Source organism: Martinezella lusitana (genome assembly GCF_900094565.1).
Taxonomy (GTDB): Bacteria; Pseudomonadota; Alphaproteobacteria; order Rhizobiales; family Rhizobiaceae; genus Rhizobium; species Rhizobium lusitanum.
In genome coordinates, this window is record NZ_FMAF01000005.1 from 314,805 (window position 1) to 330,061 (window position 15,257).

Genomic DNA, 15,257 nt, shown 5'->3' on the forward strand with positions numbered 1-15,257 from the left:
TCCGCTAGCCCTAAAATTCGTTTCCGGAATTTTGGACACAGAAGACGGAATATCGACAAAACAAAACCGGCAGATCCGAAGACCTGCCGGGGATGATCTTGGGCCGACCGGGCTTACTTGCCGGTCGGAACGTCGCCGCCGCTTTGGGCGGGCGCGGGCGCCGTGGCCGCCGGCGCGGTCTGCTGACCGGTGGCGGCTGGAGCCGGCTGCGCGGACGTTGCAGCTGCCGGCTGGTTCGTCGTTGCAGGCGGCGTCGCCTGCGACTGGGGAGCAACAGCGCCGTTGTTCGGAACGCCGCTATTATCGGCCGGCTTCGGCTGCGTCGTTGCCGGCGCGGAACCCTTCTGGCCGCCAAGCGAATCGAGAATGCCGTTGCCCTGGCCCGCCGTGCTCGGGATACGGTTGAGAATGTCGGTCGGTCGCGATTCGAATCGCGACAGCACGTTCATGCCGAGCGCCAGTGCGAAGAAGAGCGCAGCCAGGATGGCGGTGGTGCGCGTCAGCGCATTGGCCGTACCGCGCGCGGACATGAAGCCCGATCCGCCGCCGATACCAAGGCCGCCACCCTCGGAGCGCTGAATCAGCACCACGCCGATAAGGGCGATAACAACCATGAGATAGATGACAAGCAGTACGGTTTGCATAGGTCCAGTCCTGCCCGCATGCGGGCATCAAAAAGAAAAGCTCGCGGCTCTTTACATGAGGCTCTCGCCTAATCCAAGCCCTTTTGACACCGGAAGTCCGGGCAAGTGGGTCCGTCAGGCGAACTGCCGTTCGAATGCGGCATAAATGGCGAGGAAGTCAACCGCTTTCAAGCTTTGACCACCCACAAGCAAGCCGTTGACGTTGGGAATATCGAGAAGGTCCCGGGCATTGGCGCCGCTGACCGATCCGCCATAGAGGATGCGCATGCCCGCGCCGCCGTTGCCGAAGCGTTCGACCAGTTCGGAACGGATGAAACCATGGGCTTCCTCGATATTTTCGCGGGTCGGAATTAGGCCGCTGCCGATCGCCCACACGGGCTCGTAGGCGATCACGGTCGATTCCGCCGTCGAATCGTCCGGGACCGAACTCGCCAATTCCCGCTTCAGCACATCAAGCGTCTGGCCGCTATTGTGCTCATAGGCAGTTTCGCCGAGGCAGATGATGGCCGTCAACCCGGCCTCATGGGCCGCATGCGCCTTGGCGCGCACCAGCATATCGCTTTCCGCGTGATTCCTGCGCCGCTCGGAATGACCGACGATGACATGAGTGCCGAAGCAGTCAGCGATCATCTCGGCTGAGATGTCGCCGGTATGTGGGCCGCTGACCTGTTGGTGGCAGTCCTGGGCGCCGATCGCCAGCGGACTGTCGTCGCAGAGTGCGGTCGCGACGTATAGCAAGGTGGCCGGGGGGCAGAGCAACGTATCGATTTTGTCCGAGAGCGGCGTCTTGACGCCGTCTCCGATCGCCTTGATCTGATCGAGGCTCGCACGCGTGCCGTTCATCTTCCAGTTTCCGGCCAGAAGCGGCCGTATGGTCTTCGTCATTCCGATCTTCTCCCCCTTGATCCACCTGTCGGCCTAACAAAACTGTCGAGGAAAGGAAAGTTATCGAATGGGGCCGGGACGGGTTAAAATCGTTTGAAAAATTGCTTATCCGGAAAATAGATCGAATTGCCCGATGCGTTTCACGATGCTTGCGGATCGACGATCCAGTTCAGCACCTTCCGCCAATCGGTCATGCGCACGGGCGTGCCATGGTTTCCTGTGGCAAAAAGCGTGAAACGTGTCGGGTAATGCGCCTTGTAGAGCTTCTCGAACAAGGCCTGCTGATCGGCCGCCGCATAGACCGGGTCTCTGCTGCCATGGGTGAACCATAGCGGCAGCTTTGCCTTGTAGAAGGCGCTTTTTGTGAAATCCGGGTCCGTCACACCGCTCAGAATCGCCATGCCCTTCAGGCGCTTGACGCTTTCGGCATCGCGGGTGATGCCCCAGCAGACGAAGCTGCCCATGGAGGCGCAGGTCAGGATGACGGGCTTGCCGCCGGATTGTTCATAGGAATAGCGGATCAACGCCGCGATATCGGCGACACCGGTGCTGTCGAAGCCTTTGACGCTCGGCGCATAATATGTGCCGCCATTCCTATAGGCGAGGTTCTTCAGCCGGTTGAAGTTGCCACCGAAGGTGTCGTCGTTGGAGCCGAGCCGGCGGTCGCCACCGCGGCCGTGAATGAAAATGACGGTGAAGGCCTGGCCCGACGCCGGGCCGATCCGCGTGACGTCAAGCTTGCGGTCGCCGAGCTGCAGGGTCTCGTCCTGCTGGGCTTTCCAGCGGACGCCGGTATCGACATAAGCCGGCTTGACGCGCTTCTCGGGAATCTGGTCGCGGCTGTTGATATCCCGCATTTCCTGGTAATCGATCGTCTGGAACGCGCCGTTGTCGTGACTTTCAAGAACGGTCTCATTGGAAAACAGCTCATCCTTGAAGGGTTTCAGCATGTCCGCGCTAGCGACAGACGCTGTCGCCAGAAGCAGGATGCTTGATATTGCGGTCAGGATCGACAAATGAGCTGTGGACATTCGCATGCGGACACTTCCTCCGATCAGCCTGCGGGCTTGCCATTCATCACCCGGCAACGCAAATCTTTTTTGAATCTGCCCCCTCATGGGGCGCCATCGCGCTTGTGTGCCGTTTCTGTCAGAATGACGATGATTCGCGAATAACAAGCGCAAATGCGATAATAAAGGGGTCTGGCCCCACCAGGACAAATCTGAGCAGCTTAAAGTTCCATGGATAACAGCAACGATCTCTTCTCCGGACTACCCCGCGCGCCGAAGCCGAAAGCGGTGGAAAAGCCTGACGTCAAGGCGGAAAAGCCTGCAGCCGCTCCGTCACCGCGCGCTGCGCCGACAACATCTTCGGCCGAGGAATATGGCGCCAGCTCCATTCGCGTTCTCGAAGGACTCGAGCCGGTGCGCATGCGTCCCGGCATGTATATCGGCGGCACGGATGAAAAGGCGCTGCACCATCTCTTCGCCGAGGTGATCGACAATGCCATGGACGAAGCCGTCGCCGGCCATGCCGATTTCATCGAGGTCTATCTCGACCGGCAGGGATATTTGACCGTCACCGACAATGGTCGCGGTATTCCGGTGGAAAACCATCCGCAGGTGCCCGGCAAGTCGACGCTCGAAGTCATCATGACGAAGTTGCATGCGGGCGGTAAGTTCGACGGCAAGGCTTACGAGACGTCGGGCGGCCTGCACGGTGTCGGCGTTTCGGTAGTCAACGCGCTGTCGGACGATCTGGAAGTCGAGGTCGCCCGCAATCGCAAGCTCTATCGTCAGCGCTTTTCGCGTGGCCTGCCGACCGGCGGCCTCGAAGAACTGGGCGATATCCACAACCGTCGCGGCACCCGCGTCCGCTTCCATCCCGATCCGCAAATCTTCGGCGATCATGCTCGGTTCGATCCGGCCCGCGTCTTCCGCATGGCCCGTTCCAAAGCCTATCTGTTCGGCGGCGTCGAGATTCGCTGGAGCTGCGATGCCGAACTGGCGCCCGAAGGGGCTGATATTCCCGAAAAGGCGGTCTTCCATTTCCCTGGCGGCTTGAAGGACTACCTCAAGGCAACAATGGGCAACGAGTTCACCGTGACCCGCGAGATCTTCGCAGGCAAATCGGAGAAGGAAAGCGGTCACGGCTCGCTGGAATGGGCAATCACCTGGTATGGCGGCGATCCGCAAGTCCATTCCTACTGCAATACCATCCCGACCCCTGAAGGCGGCACGCACGAGGCCGGTTTCCGTATCGCGCTCACCAAGGGCTTAAAGAGCTACGCCGAACTGACGCAGAACAAGCGTGCGGCCAATATCAGCACCGAAGACGTGATGATATCAGGCGTCGGCATGCTGTCGATCTTCATCCGCGAGCCGGAATTCGTCGGCCAGACCAAGGACAGGCTCGCATCCGTCGAAGCACAGCGTATCGTCGAAAACGCCTTGCGCGATCCTTTCGATCACTATCTCACCGACAATCCGACCGAAGCCGAAAAGCTGCTGGAATGGGTGATCGAGCGCTCCGAGGAGCGCATGCGCCGCCGCAAGGAAAAGGAAGTCAACCGCAAGTCGGCCGTGCGCAAGCTGCGCCTGCCGGGCAAGCTTGCCGATTGTTCGCAGAACACCGCCGAAGGCGCTGAACTCTTCCTCGTCGAAGGTGATTCGGCCGGTGGCTCCGCCAAGCAGGCGCGCAACCGCATGAATCAGGCCATCCTGCCGCTGCGCGGCAAGATCCTCAACGTCGCCAGCGCCGGCCGCGAGAAGCTTTCCGCCAACCAGCAGATCGCTGACCTGGTCCAGGCTCTCGGCTGCGGCACGCGGTCGAAATATCGCGAGGAAGATCTTCGCTATCAGCGCATCGTCGTCATGACCGATGCCGACGTCGACGGTGCGCACATCGCCTCGCTGCTGATTACCTTCTTTTATCAGGAGATGCCCGAACTGGTCCGCGGTGGCCACCTTTTCCTGGCTGTTCCGCCGCTCTATAAGATCACGCAGGGTTCGAAATCCATCTATGCCCGCGACGACGCTCACCGGCTGGAGCTGATGGAGAGCGAATTCAAGGGCAAAGGCAAGGTCGAAATCAGCCGATTCAAAGGCTTGGGTGAAATGCTTCCTGCCCAGCTCAAGGAAACGACGATGGACCCCTCGAAACGCACGCTATTGCGTGTCGTGATCGACGAGGTCGATTTCGAAGGCACGCGCGACGCCGTCGACAATCTGATGGGCACCAAGGCTGACGCTCGCTTCCGCTTCATTCAGGAACGCGCGGCATTCGCGGAGAATCTCGATATTTGACCGCAACAGCAGATCGCCGCGGGCAACGACTCCCGGCGATATTTTATTGAACTGACGGATATTCGTTACGAAGCCGTCATGGACGGATGCGTAGATGGCGGCATGGCTTGAATGCCATCATCCCATTCATCCGGATTTGTTTTATCCCTATGCTGAAGCCCTTTTTGACGACTGTCGCCGCCGTTCTGCTTTTCGGCCACGCCGCTCATGCCGCCGATATCGGCGCTACCATCGACGTGCCCTGCCCCTTCGGCGACTGCAAGGCCGGCATCAGCCTTTCCTATCTCGGCAACTACGATATCCCGACCGGTTTCATGGAAAATGGAGTAGAGGTTGGTGGCCTTTCGGGCATCGATTTCGATCCGTCCACCGGCCGCTACATCTCAATCAGCGATGACCGCTCCGAGAAGGCCCCGGCGCGCTTCTACGATCTCGATATCGATGTGAGCGTCAGCGGCTTGAAAGGGGTAACGGTTGTCGATCATGTCACCTTGAAGGACAAGGATGGCCAGCCTTTCGCTTTGCGAAAGGTGGATGCCGAATCTATTCGCTTCGGCAAGGACGGCATCTATTGGAGTAGCGAAGGCGACGGCAAGGCGCTGTCGCCGCCCTTCGTGCGCGTTGCCAACCGCGATGGCAGCTTCGTGCGCGAATTTCCCTTACCGGCGGGATTTGCTCCCACAGCCGACAAGAGCACCGGCATCCGCGACAACCTCGCATTCGAAGGCCTGGCCCTTCTCTCCGGTGGCGATCTGCTGGTCGGCACGGAATCGGCGCTTTACCAGGATGGACCGATCACGACGCTGACCGCCGGCGCGCTCGCCCGCCTCATCCGTTACGATGCGGCAAGCGGCGAGCAGAAGGCGCAATATGTCTACCCGATCTCGCCCATACCGCAGGCGCCCTCCATGGCAAGCGGCTGGAATGACTTCGGCATGTCCGAGATCATGGCGCTTGACGATCGCCACCTCCTGTCGATCGAGCGCGGCTATGCGCAAGGTGTCGGCAATTCGGTCGTGATCAACATGTTCGATCTCGATGGTGCGACCGATGTTTCGAACATCCCTTCCCTTGCTAAGACCGATCAGCGGATCGTGCCTGTGCGCAAGGTACAGATCATGGATCTGCGCGCGCTGGGCCTGGCACCCGACAATATCGAAGGCATTACTTTCGGCAAGGCGAAGGATGGCACGGACGTATTGATTCTCGTCGCCGACAACAATTTCAACCCGACGCAGAAGACCCAGTTTTTCGCCTTCAAGGTGATCCGCCGTCCCTCGTGACGCCTTTCTTATTCGCGTGCCAGTCGTGTTACTGTCACGGCGACGGAATAAAGAGGCTTTCAGGCTGCAGCTCTTGAAACAGCCTAGATCATACCCCATAACCGGTTGATCTAATAAAGAGGGGCGAAGTAAGTCGGGTGGGTGTATTTGAACGTCATAAGCCTAAGGAGCATCGGTGGCTAGGGTCGAGCGCACATGCGCGCATGCCGCTCATTCCATCCATTTCCGCGGCGCGCTGGCTGCTTATTCTGATCGCCATTGCCGGCATCTATTTCTTCTACGGCTTTCTCGTTCCGGTTATGGCCGCTGGGGTCATCGGCTTCGCCACATGGCCGCTTTACAGCGATCTGGTGCGCCGCACCGGCGGAAACACGACGATTGCGGCTACTATCGCCATCATCTTCATCGTTACCTTTCTGGTGCTGCCGATCATTCTTTCTGCCGTCTATATGGCCGGCGAAGTGCGCGAATGGTTCGGCTGGGCCGTCCATGTCAACCGCGACGGTGCGCCGACGCCGCAATGGATTTTGGCGCTGCCCCTCGTTGGCCCATGGCTTGGCGATCAGTGGACGCAATATATCGGTAGTCCTGGCTCCATCGGTGAACTGGCGCAACTCATCAGCGGCGCGCATATCGGCAATATCTACAGGGCCGTCCTTGCGGCCGGCGGCAGTGCCTTCCACGTCGTGCTGACCTTGCTGTTCATGCTGATAGCCCTGTTCTTCATCTATCGCGATGGTTCGACATTCGTTCGTCAGGTCGATCTGCTCGGCGAGCGAATTCTTCCGAACCGCTGGGAGCGGATCTCACGTGTCGTGCCGGCGACGATCAGTTCGACCGTCATGGGCATGACGCTGATCGCCATCGGCGAGGGTGTCGTGCTTGGCGTGGCCTATTGGATTGCCGGTGCCCCGTCGGCGATCACGCTCGGTGTTCTCACAGGCGTGATGGCCCTCGTGCCGGGCGGCGCGCCTCTCTCGATGTCGCTTGTTTCGATTTATCTTGTCGCCAGCGGCTCGTTTTGGGCGGGCATCGCGTTGTTTCTTTGGGGGACGATCGAGCTGTTCATCGTCGATAAGACGCTTCGCCCGAAGCTGGTCGGCGGCCCGATCAAGCTGCCCTTCTTGCCGACTTTCTTCGGCCTGGTCGGTGGCGTGAAGACCATGGGTTTCCTCGGCCTCTTCATCGGTCCAGTGCTAATGGCGATCATCGTCGCCATTTGGCGCGAATGGATTCGCGAGGCGGAATTGACCGAGGAACAGCATGCGCAGGAGCCGGAATTGCAGCTGCATGTTCGAGACGGTTCTGACGGGTGAGTTCCACGCTTAATCTTTCGTCAGTCGTTTTTCCATGAACAGGCTCAGCGGATCTGGCTGGTAGCTGCCGAAGGCGGCAATCTCGTGATAGCCGAACCTTCTGTAAAGGCCGATCGCTTCCGGCTGATATATGCCGGTTTCGAGCCGAACTGCCCTAAGGTTTCTTTCGGCCGCCGCCGCTTCGAGCGTCTCCATCAGCTTACGGGCGACACTGCGGCCCCTGGCGACGGGATCGACGAACATGCGCTTGATTTCCGCCGTGCCATCGCCTGCTTCCACCAGGGCGCAGCACCCGACGATATCTCCCGCGATCCTGGCAACCCAGAAGGTCACGCCTGGCTTTTCCAGTGACGCCAAATCGAGCATGTGATTGCTTTCAGCGGGATAGAGTGATTCCGCATAAGCGTTCGACATATCGAGAAGACGGACGACGCCATCCTGGCGCGGGCATTCGATAGCAATAGTTAGCGGCAAGACGCACCTCGAAGATAAGATGCGCGCTGAATATCACGCGGCCGCGAGGGTCGCCAGCGCGGCGAAATTGCGCGCCGTCTGCCGCCTTTCGGCGTTTGCGAGCTTTTCCACCATATCGAGCAGTTGCGTGGTCGCGGCGGGCGGCTGCTCGGCAAGGCGGAATTTGCGTATCAATCGCGCAGAAACATTTTCCAGCATGGCCGCGCCGTTCTCGCGTGATGCCTCGCGCCAGATCAGCGTCGCCTCCACGAAGACGGTGCTGATATCGCGGGATAATCCTGCGCTCTCGTAAAGCGCGCGAATGGCGTATACGCGACCTCTTGACAGAATGGAGCGCACGCGGCGTTCGTCGCAGCCGGAAAGATTGGTGATCGCGCCAGCGAAGAAATCGACCTTGCCGGAGCATAGCGCATGCATGAGGAAAGCTGGCGTCAGCCAGCCCCTTTGCCTGAGATGCTCCACCAGCTCAGGCAGATGATCATGTTGAGCTGAGCCGGCGATGGCGACAGTTGCCGATTCGGTGGCCTCGCGCGTCACCTGCTGCAGCCTGTGGCTGCCGACCGTCGCCTGTATCAGGCTTGAGCCAGAGAGAGCCTCGCTGACGCGATGCATCAGCAGGTGCCGAATATCGGACGACAAGGCATCGCGGGACAAAAGCAGGCCGCGTATATCGGCACAGTCTCCGAACCGCTCCGCTATCCGCTTCAGCGAAGCGTGCGGAAGCAATGCGCCGTCGTTCTCCAGAAGACACAGGATTTCGGCTTCTCCGCCGATTTCGCAGAGTGCTGCACAGACCGTTCTCGGCACATGCCCGCGAGAAGCGATCAAGACGCGCGTCACGTCACTACCGCGCAGTGCGAGATCGACCAGATCGGCATCGGTAAATACCGGCGAGAAGAGAATGACCTGTCCCGCGATTTCGGGCTGATCCTCGGCAAGGGACAAGATCACGTTACGCGGCGCATTCGCCGAGGCAGCGACCGCCTCCGCAAGCGAGAGCCGGACGCGCGGCGACGGATCATCAAGCAGATAGGTCATGGCCATTTCTGCGGCGGTGCGTTCTTCCCTTGGCATTTCCGATTGCAGATAGGCTCGACCGAGCGCATTGGCCGCCCTTGCCCTGTTCTCTGCTTTGGCGGTTTCGGCCCAGCGAAGAAATGCTTCTATGATCACGTAACGCCCCGATATCAGCGAGACGATTCCCGCCGCGCAAACTCATATTCTCCACGTTACCGGGGAAAGGTTTACGGCGCGTTTACCTTATTTATTAACCACTAATGCTTGCAGGCACATCAGGGTGCCTTGGGCCGTACCATCTCGAAGACATCGCTGCCTTCGCTGTAGTCCATATAGCCCATGCGCGCGACCGGCCGCGCAAGCGCCATATCAAGCCTTCCATCGCGGATGATCGTCTCGTCGATATGGATGCCGACCACTTGGCCGATGACCATAATATTTTCCGAAAGCTCCCCATCGAGACCTTTGGGCTGAAGAATTTCGGTTGCCCGGCACTCGAGTACGGCAAAGGCTTCCCCGACATAAGGCGCATCGACCAGCGTGCCGAGCTTCGCCGTCAGACCGGCCAGCTCGAACTCGTTGATGCCGTAGGGCACGCCGATCGACGAATGGTTCATTTTTTCAACGAGATTGCGGCTGACGAAATTGGCGGTGAAGGCGCCCGTTTCCTCGACGTTGCGCGCGCTATCCTTGCGGCCGGCGGAGGAAAACATCACCAGCTTCGGCCGATCGCTGATCGCGTTGAAAAAAGAATAGGGCGACAGGTTCAGCGAGCCGTCCCTGCCCTTGCTGCCGATCCAGCCGATCGGCCTCGGCGCGACGATGGCCTTGAAGGGATCGTGCGCGAGGCCGTGCCTGTTGGTATCCGTCGTGTAGAACATCACGCGTCCTCACCGCCTACCCAAGTTACGGTTTCAATCAATTCCGGACGTGGACGTTCGACGGGCGGGAACTCAGAGGAGCCGATGTGAATGAAGCCGGCAACCTTCTCGCCCCGCTCGACGCCGAGCAGCGGAAAGGCGCGCTCATCATAGGCGAACCATTCGGTCAGCCAATTGGACACCCAGCCGTGGGCGTTCGCTGCGATCAGCAGGTTGAGGCAGAGCGCCCCCGCCGACATCAACTGCTCCCATTCCGGGATCTTGAAATGCGGCGCCGCCTTACTCACGACGGCGATGACGACCGGCGCGCGGGTGAAGCGGGTGCGCTCCACCTGGATCATCTCCTCGGACAGATCCGGCTTGGCCTGCAGCGCGAGCTTCAGCAACTCCTCGCCGATGCGCGCCCGCTCCTCGCCGCGATAGACGATGAAACGCCAGGGGGCGAGCTTGCCATGATCGGGCACGCGCGAGGCCAGCCGGAGAATCTCCTCGATCTCAGCCTTGTCCGGACCCGGCTCCGCCATTTGAAACGCGGGAATGGATCGGCGCACTGCGAGATAATCGACAAGCTTGATATCGGTTTTCATTGAGTGATTGCTTTCATTTTGGCGTATGGGAGGATGTGGGTCTTGAATTTGCCATGGCATTGGTTTTGAAGTGGCCTGTGTTTTACCGGAAGTCAATCGGTTGGGAACCCATGTCAGGCATTTCATCCGCTCGCCGATTGAGCGCGGTTTTCGCGATATTCGCCAGCCTGAGCACGGTCGCTTCCGCCCAGGACGCCTTCAAGGAATTCAAGCAGCTTGACGGCAGTGTGAAGATGCCGAAGCTCAACGCCTTCGTGGCGCCGAACGGCGAAAATTCGGCGTCCCGCACATTGCGCGACGTTTCCTTGGAGGCAAAGCTGACGCCTGAGAGCGGTCCGCAGCAGCAGGGTCTGTCCTGGTATGTCTTCAGCCCCAATGCCGGCGCTGACGGCAAGCTGCCGCTGGTCGCCAGCTCCAAGGGTGGCTCTGCGTCCTTCCATCTTTTGCCCGGCGATTATTTCGTCAACGTCTCCTTCGGCCGTGCGGGCGTAACCAAGAAGCTGAGCGTGCCGGAAACGGGCGACACGCAAAAGCAGACCATGGTCCTCGATGCCGGCGGCATGGTGCTGAACGCCGTTTCCGGATCCGATGTCCGCATCCCGCCTGCCGAGCTGAGCTTCTCGATCTATTCCAGTGAAGCCAAGGAAGACGGAGAGCGCGGCCTCGTCATGGCCGATGTGAAGCCGAACACGCTGGTTGGCCTCAGCGCCGGCACCTACCACATCGTTTCCGAATACGGTGCCGTCAACGCAGTCATCCGCGCCGATATCCAGGTGGAGGCCGGCAAGGTGACAGAGGCGACCATCCAGCACCGCGCCGCAAAGATCACGCTCAAGCTCGTGTCTGATGCCGGCGGGGAAGCGATCGCCGACACCGCTTGGTCGATCCTGACATCTGCCGGCGATATCGTCGGCGAAAGCCTCAGCGCCTTTCCGACCATGGTGCTCGCCGAAGGCCGCTATACCGCCGTCGCCCGCAACAAGGACAAGATCTACCAGCGCGATTTCATTGTGGTAGCCGGCACGAACACGGATGTGGAAGTGTTGATGAAGGAACAGCAGCCTCAGGATGCCGACGACCAGCAGCCAGCCCAACAACTGCCCATCCAGATGCCGCAGATGCGGCAAAGCCAGACCCCGCAGACGCAACCGGCCACATCCACTCAACAACCGTTGCCGACCTACGAACAATTGACGCCGGCAGGTGGCGAGGGCGAAAGCATGGATTGACGGCAAGAGCGGCTTTTCCCGCGGCTGAAGGCTAAAGGCCCTCGTCCCTCATCCTGCTTTTCGCCGCGGCATCTTCCTGGGTGGTGCCATCGAAAAGACCGCGCCGTAGAGTTTCGAGAGCAGATCCTTGCGATCGCTTCCCTCGCTCAGCGTTTCCCAACTCATCAGCGTGCCGATATGGGCGGTGATCGTGCTGCCGGACAGGCGCCGGAATTCGCGGATCAACAGCGAGATGCGCAGCGTCATCGAAAGGCGGCTCGCCAGATGAAACAGCCGGCCGTTCTGCCCTTCGAAATAGACGGGAATGACGCTGGCGCGTGCCGCCTGGATCAGTTTTGCCGGAAATATCTTCCACGGCAGGTCTTCGGCGCGTCCGAAGCCTTTTTTGGCTGTCGCGACACCGCCGGCCGGAAAGACGATGATCGTCGTGCCTTCCTTGAGCAGGCGAACGGCCTCGTGGCGCGTCTTCATGTTGATCGCCATCGCCTCCTTCGTTTCCTCGAAGGAAACCGGCAGCGAATAGTCGTTCATTTCAGGCACTTTCAACAGCTCGTTGTTGATCAGCACCTTGAACGGGCGGCCGAGCTCTTCGGCAAGCGCCAACACGGCGATCCCATCCCCGATGCCAAAGGGATGGTTGGCGACGATGACGATCGGTGCAGCGGGAATATCGCGCGGCGGCCATTCACCCTTTGCGACCAGCCTGATGTCGATGAGATCGAGCATCTTTCCGAAGACACGCTCGCCTTTGCCGACGATATCGCTCCGCCATATGTCATAGAGCCGGGCATAGCGATCGCGCCCGGACAGGCCTTCGATCGAACGGATGAACCAGCGCTTGATGCGCGTATCCCGTTCATTGGCGTAGGATAATTCTTTGAAATCCAAATCCGCAACGGGCTGCCCCGCTCCTTATGCTCCAGGCGCTGCATTGCCGCTCTATGTCAGTTGCCTGACGGCACCATGAACGTGTCGTCAGGCAGGATCTGAGATCAAGCGGCCTTTGCGCGTTTGGCTTCCCTCTTGCGCAGAATGTCAGGCGCCGTCGCTTCGAGGGAAAGCGATGCGATCGCCTCATCGAGCGACATCGACGTCTGAGCCTGGCTGCCGAGGCGGCGGATATTGACCGAGCGCTCCTCCGCTTCCTTCTTGCCGCAGACGATGATGACAGGAACCTTCGTCACCGAATGCTCGCGGATCTTGTAGTTGATCTTCTCGTTACGGAAATCGGTCTCGACGTTGAGGCCCGCATCACGCAACGCTTCGGCAACTTCTTCGCCGTAAGCATCGGCTTCAGAGGTGATCGTCGCCACGACGACCTGCAGCGGCGAGACCCAAAGCGGCATGTGGCCGGCGAAGTTCTCGATCAGGATGCCGAGGAAGCGCTCCATCGAGCCGCAGATGGCGCGATGGATCATGACAGGCTGCGTCTTTTCGGAGTGCTGGTCGATATAGAACGCGCCGAAGCGTTCCGGCAGGTTGAAGTCGACCTGCGTCGTGCCGCACTGCCATTCACGGCCGATGGCGTCCTTCAGCGTATATTCGAACTTAGGCCCGTAGAACGCGCCCTCGCCCGGCAGAATGCCGGTCTTGATGTTGTTCGACTGCTGCTGGATGGTCTCCAGCACATTCATCATCACGCTTTCCGCGCGATCCCAGAGCGCATCGGAGCCAACGCGCTTGTCCGGACGCGTGGACAGCTTGATGGTGATCTCATCGAAGCCGAAATCCTTGTAGACCGAGAGGATCAGATCATTGATCTTCAGGCATTCGGCCGCCATCTGCTCGTCGGTGCAGAAGATATGCGCGTCGTCCTGCGTGAAGCCGCGCACGCGCATCAACCCGTGCAGCGCGCCCGAAGGCTCGTAGCGATGCACGGCACCGAATTCCGCAAGGCGGATCGGCAGTTCGCGGTAGGACTTCAAGCCATGCTTGAAGATCTGGATATGGCCCGGGCAGTTCATCGGCTTCAGCGCGAAGACGCGATCGTCATCCGTATCGTCGCCGGCAACGGTGACCTTGAACATGTTGTCGCGATACCAGCCCCAGTGACCGGAGGTTTCCCAGAGCGATTTGTCGAGCACTTGCGGCGCGTTGACTTCCTGATAGTCGCCCTGCAGCCGCCGGCGCATGTAGGACACCAGCGTCTGGAAGATGCGCCAGCCCTTGCCGTGCCAGAAGACGACGCCTGGGCCCTCTTCCTGGAAATGGAACAGGTCCATTTCGCGGCCGAGACGGCGATGGTCGCGCTTCTCGGCCTCGGCGAGGATATGCAGATAGTTGTCGAGATCTGCCTGCTCGGCAAAGGCCGTGCCGTAGATACGCGTCAGCATCGGGTTGTTGCTGTCGCCACGCCAATAGGCGCCAGCCACCTTCATGAGCTTGAAGGCGGTGCCGATCTGGCCGGTCGAGGCCATATGCGGACCGCGGCAAAGATCGAACCAATCGCCCTGATAGTAGATCTTCAGGTCCTGACCTTCAGGAATGGCATCGACCAATTCCACCTTGTAGCGCTCGCCCTTGGCGGCAAAAACTTCCTTTGCCTTCTCGCGCGACCAGATCTGCTTGGTGAACGGCGCATTGCGCTGGATGATCTCGCGCATCTTCTTCTCGATGACCGGCAGGTCATCGGGCGTGAAGGGCTCGTTCTTGGCGAAGTCGTAGTAGAAGCCGTTCTCGATAACCGGGCCGATAGTGACCTGCGTTCCCGGCCAGAGTTCCTGCACCGCTTCCGCCATCACATGCGCTGCGTCATGCCGGATGAGCTCCAGCGCGCGGTCGTCCGTGCGGGTGACAATCTCGATCTTGCCGTCGGTTACCGGATCGGAGAGATCGCGCACGGTGCCGTCGATGGCAACTGCGACGGCCTTCTTGGCCAGCGATTTGGAAATGGATTCGGCGACATCGCGACCGGTCGTGCCGGCAGCGAAGCTGCGCACGGAACCATCGGGAAATGTCAGGGAAACGGATTGGGACATCGATATTCTCCTTGTCCAGTCCCGCCAACGAATGCGGGTGGTTTTAAAGATGAAGATCCAAACAGACGCAGCTTGGAACCGCGCGCCTGATAGCTTTATTTCTCTGTCTAGTAAAGAAAAAGCGGTGCTAGCGGTCGATCATCTCGGCCAAACCGCGCACGGTGTTCCAGTTTCGCATCGTTCCAATGCCAAGCCGCTTGGTCGTCAGGACCGGCAACAATTTCGTCTCGCTGGCCTTGAGCCAGAAATCGATCCAGAGATCGCCGTCAACGATCGCCATGCGCTCGCCGCTGTGCCGGTATTTCGCAAGCACTTCGAGAATCTGAGGCTCCAGCGGCTGACGCATGACGCGAATGGCGACCTCGCTGCCGATGCCATCGACAAAGGGATTGCCCTCGGCAAGCTTCAGCCATGTCTTGGCGTTTCGCACGATGATGTCGACATGCTTGCCAAAGGTTTTGACAAAACCAGCTTCGAGCTGCGCCTCGATGGAAGCAATCGTCTGCGTTTCGCTCTCGAAAATCAGATTGCCGGTTGCGACGAGTGTTCTGGCATTGCGAAAGCCAAGCTCCTCCGCCATCGCTTTGAGATCTGCCATGACCACTCTGCGGCCGGCGCCGAGCACGACGCTATGCAGCAGCGCGACATAAACCGCCAT

General features: G+C 59.7%; 14 protein-coding genes. 4 read left to right on the plus strand and 10 right to left on the minus strand.

The annotated features are described in order from the left end of the window. Window positions 1–113: 113 nt before the first annotated feature. The 3 genes from secG to GA0061101_RS13740 form a co-directional block, all read right to left on the minus strand. Window positions 114–644, minus strand: coding sequence for a preprotein translocase subunit SecG (gene secG, locus GA0061101_RS13730; protein WP_037202205.1), 531 nt, complete (start codon window positions 642–644; stop codon window positions 114–116). 114 nt (window positions 645–758) lie between these two features. Further along, a complete protein-coding gene (tpiA, locus tag GA0061101_RS13735; RefSeq protein ID WP_047638179.1) occupies window positions 759–1,529 on the minus strand; it encodes a triose-phosphate isomerase in 771 nt (256 codons plus the stop codon). A gap of 140 nt (window positions 1,530–1,669) precedes the next feature. Continuing rightward, entirely contained in the window at window positions 1,670–2,566 is an 897-nt protein-coding gene (locus GA0061101_RS13740; protein WP_047556812.1) for an alpha/beta fold hydrolase, read from the minus strand. A gap of 204 nt (window positions 2,567–2,770) precedes the next feature. On the opposite strand from GA0061101_RS13740, the gene parE reads away from it, so the two are divergent. From parE to GA0061101_RS13755, 3 genes are all read left to right on the plus strand, one after another. After that, window positions 2,771–4,834, plus strand: a complete 2,064-nt coding sequence (parE, locus tag GA0061101_RS13745) for a DNA topoisomerase IV subunit B (RefSeq protein WP_037202211.1) — start codon at window positions 2,771–2,773, stop codon at window positions 4,832–4,834. 149 nt (window positions 4,835–4,983) lie between these two features. Further along, window positions 4,984–6,117 carry an esterase-like activity of phytase family protein gene (locus tag GA0061101_RS13750; protein ID WP_047638180.1) on the plus strand — a complete coding sequence of 378 codons (1,134 nt, stop codon included), beginning with the start codon at window positions 4,984–4,986 and terminating at the stop codon, window positions 6,115–6,117. A gap of 137 nt (window positions 6,118–6,254) precedes the next feature. Then, the gene (locus tag GA0061101_RS13755; RefSeq protein WP_047556703.1) at window positions 6,255–7,433 is read left to right on the plus strand and encodes an AI-2E family transporter; all 1,179 of its coding nucleotides are present in this window, start codon (window positions 6,255–6,257) and stop codon (window positions 7,431–7,433) included. 9 nt (window positions 7,434–7,442) lie between these two features. Here GA0061101_RS13755 and GA0061101_RS13760 read toward each other — a convergent pair whose 3' ends face one another. The 4 genes from GA0061101_RS13760 to GA0061101_RS13775 form a co-directional block, all read right to left on the minus strand. Beyond that, window positions 7,443–7,907 (minus strand): GNAT family N-acetyltransferase, encoded by a 465-nt coding sequence (locus GA0061101_RS13760; protein ID WP_037202215.1) that lies wholly within the window; start codon window positions 7,905–7,907, stop codon window positions 7,443–7,445. A gap of 33 nt (window positions 7,908–7,940) precedes the next feature. Further along, the gene (locus GA0061101_RS13765) at window positions 7,941–9,095 is read right to left on the minus strand and encodes a DUF2336 domain-containing protein (protein WP_092573760.1); all 1,155 of its coding nucleotides are present in this window, start codon (window positions 9,093–9,095) and stop codon (window positions 7,941–7,943) included. A 104-nt stretch (window positions 9,096–9,199) separates the two neighbouring features. Continuing rightward, entirely contained in the window at window positions 9,200–9,805 is a 606-nt protein-coding gene (locus tag GA0061101_RS13770; RefSeq protein WP_047638183.1) for a flavin reductase family protein, read from the minus strand. Beyond that, entirely contained in the window at window positions 9,805–10,392 is a 588-nt protein-coding gene (locus tag GA0061101_RS13775) for a nitroreductase family protein (protein WP_047638185.1), read from the minus strand. The genes GA0061101_RS13770 and GA0061101_RS13775 overlap by 1 nt, the downstream gene beginning before the upstream one ends. A 110-nt stretch (window positions 10,393–10,502) precedes the next feature. On the opposite strand from GA0061101_RS13775, the gene GA0061101_RS13780 reads away from it, so the two are divergent. Then, entirely contained in the window at window positions 10,503–11,621 is a 1,119-nt protein-coding gene (locus GA0061101_RS13780) for a hypothetical protein (RefSeq protein ID WP_047638187.1), read from the plus strand. A 48-nt stretch (window positions 11,622–11,669) separates the two neighbouring features. On the opposite strand, the gene GA0061101_RS13785 is transcribed toward GA0061101_RS13780, so the two are convergent. From GA0061101_RS13785 to GA0061101_RS13795, 3 genes are all read right to left on the minus strand, one after another. Next, window positions 11,670–12,509 carry a lysophospholipid acyltransferase family protein gene (locus GA0061101_RS13785; protein WP_092573761.1) on the minus strand — a complete coding sequence of 280 codons (840 nt, stop codon included), beginning with the start codon at window positions 12,507–12,509 and terminating at the stop codon, window positions 11,670–11,672. 104 nt (window positions 12,510–12,613) lie between these two features. Further along, on the minus strand, window positions 12,614–14,599 hold the full coding sequence (gene thrS, locus GA0061101_RS13790) for a threonine--tRNA ligase (protein WP_037202229.1): 1,986 nt from the start codon (window positions 14,597–14,599) through the stop codon (window positions 12,614–12,616). A gap of 127 nt (window positions 14,600–14,726) precedes the next feature. Then, window positions 14,727–15,257, minus strand: coding sequence for a DUF1697 domain-containing protein (locus GA0061101_RS13795; RefSeq protein ID WP_092573762.1), 531 nt, complete (start codon window positions 15,255–15,257; stop codon window positions 14,727–14,729).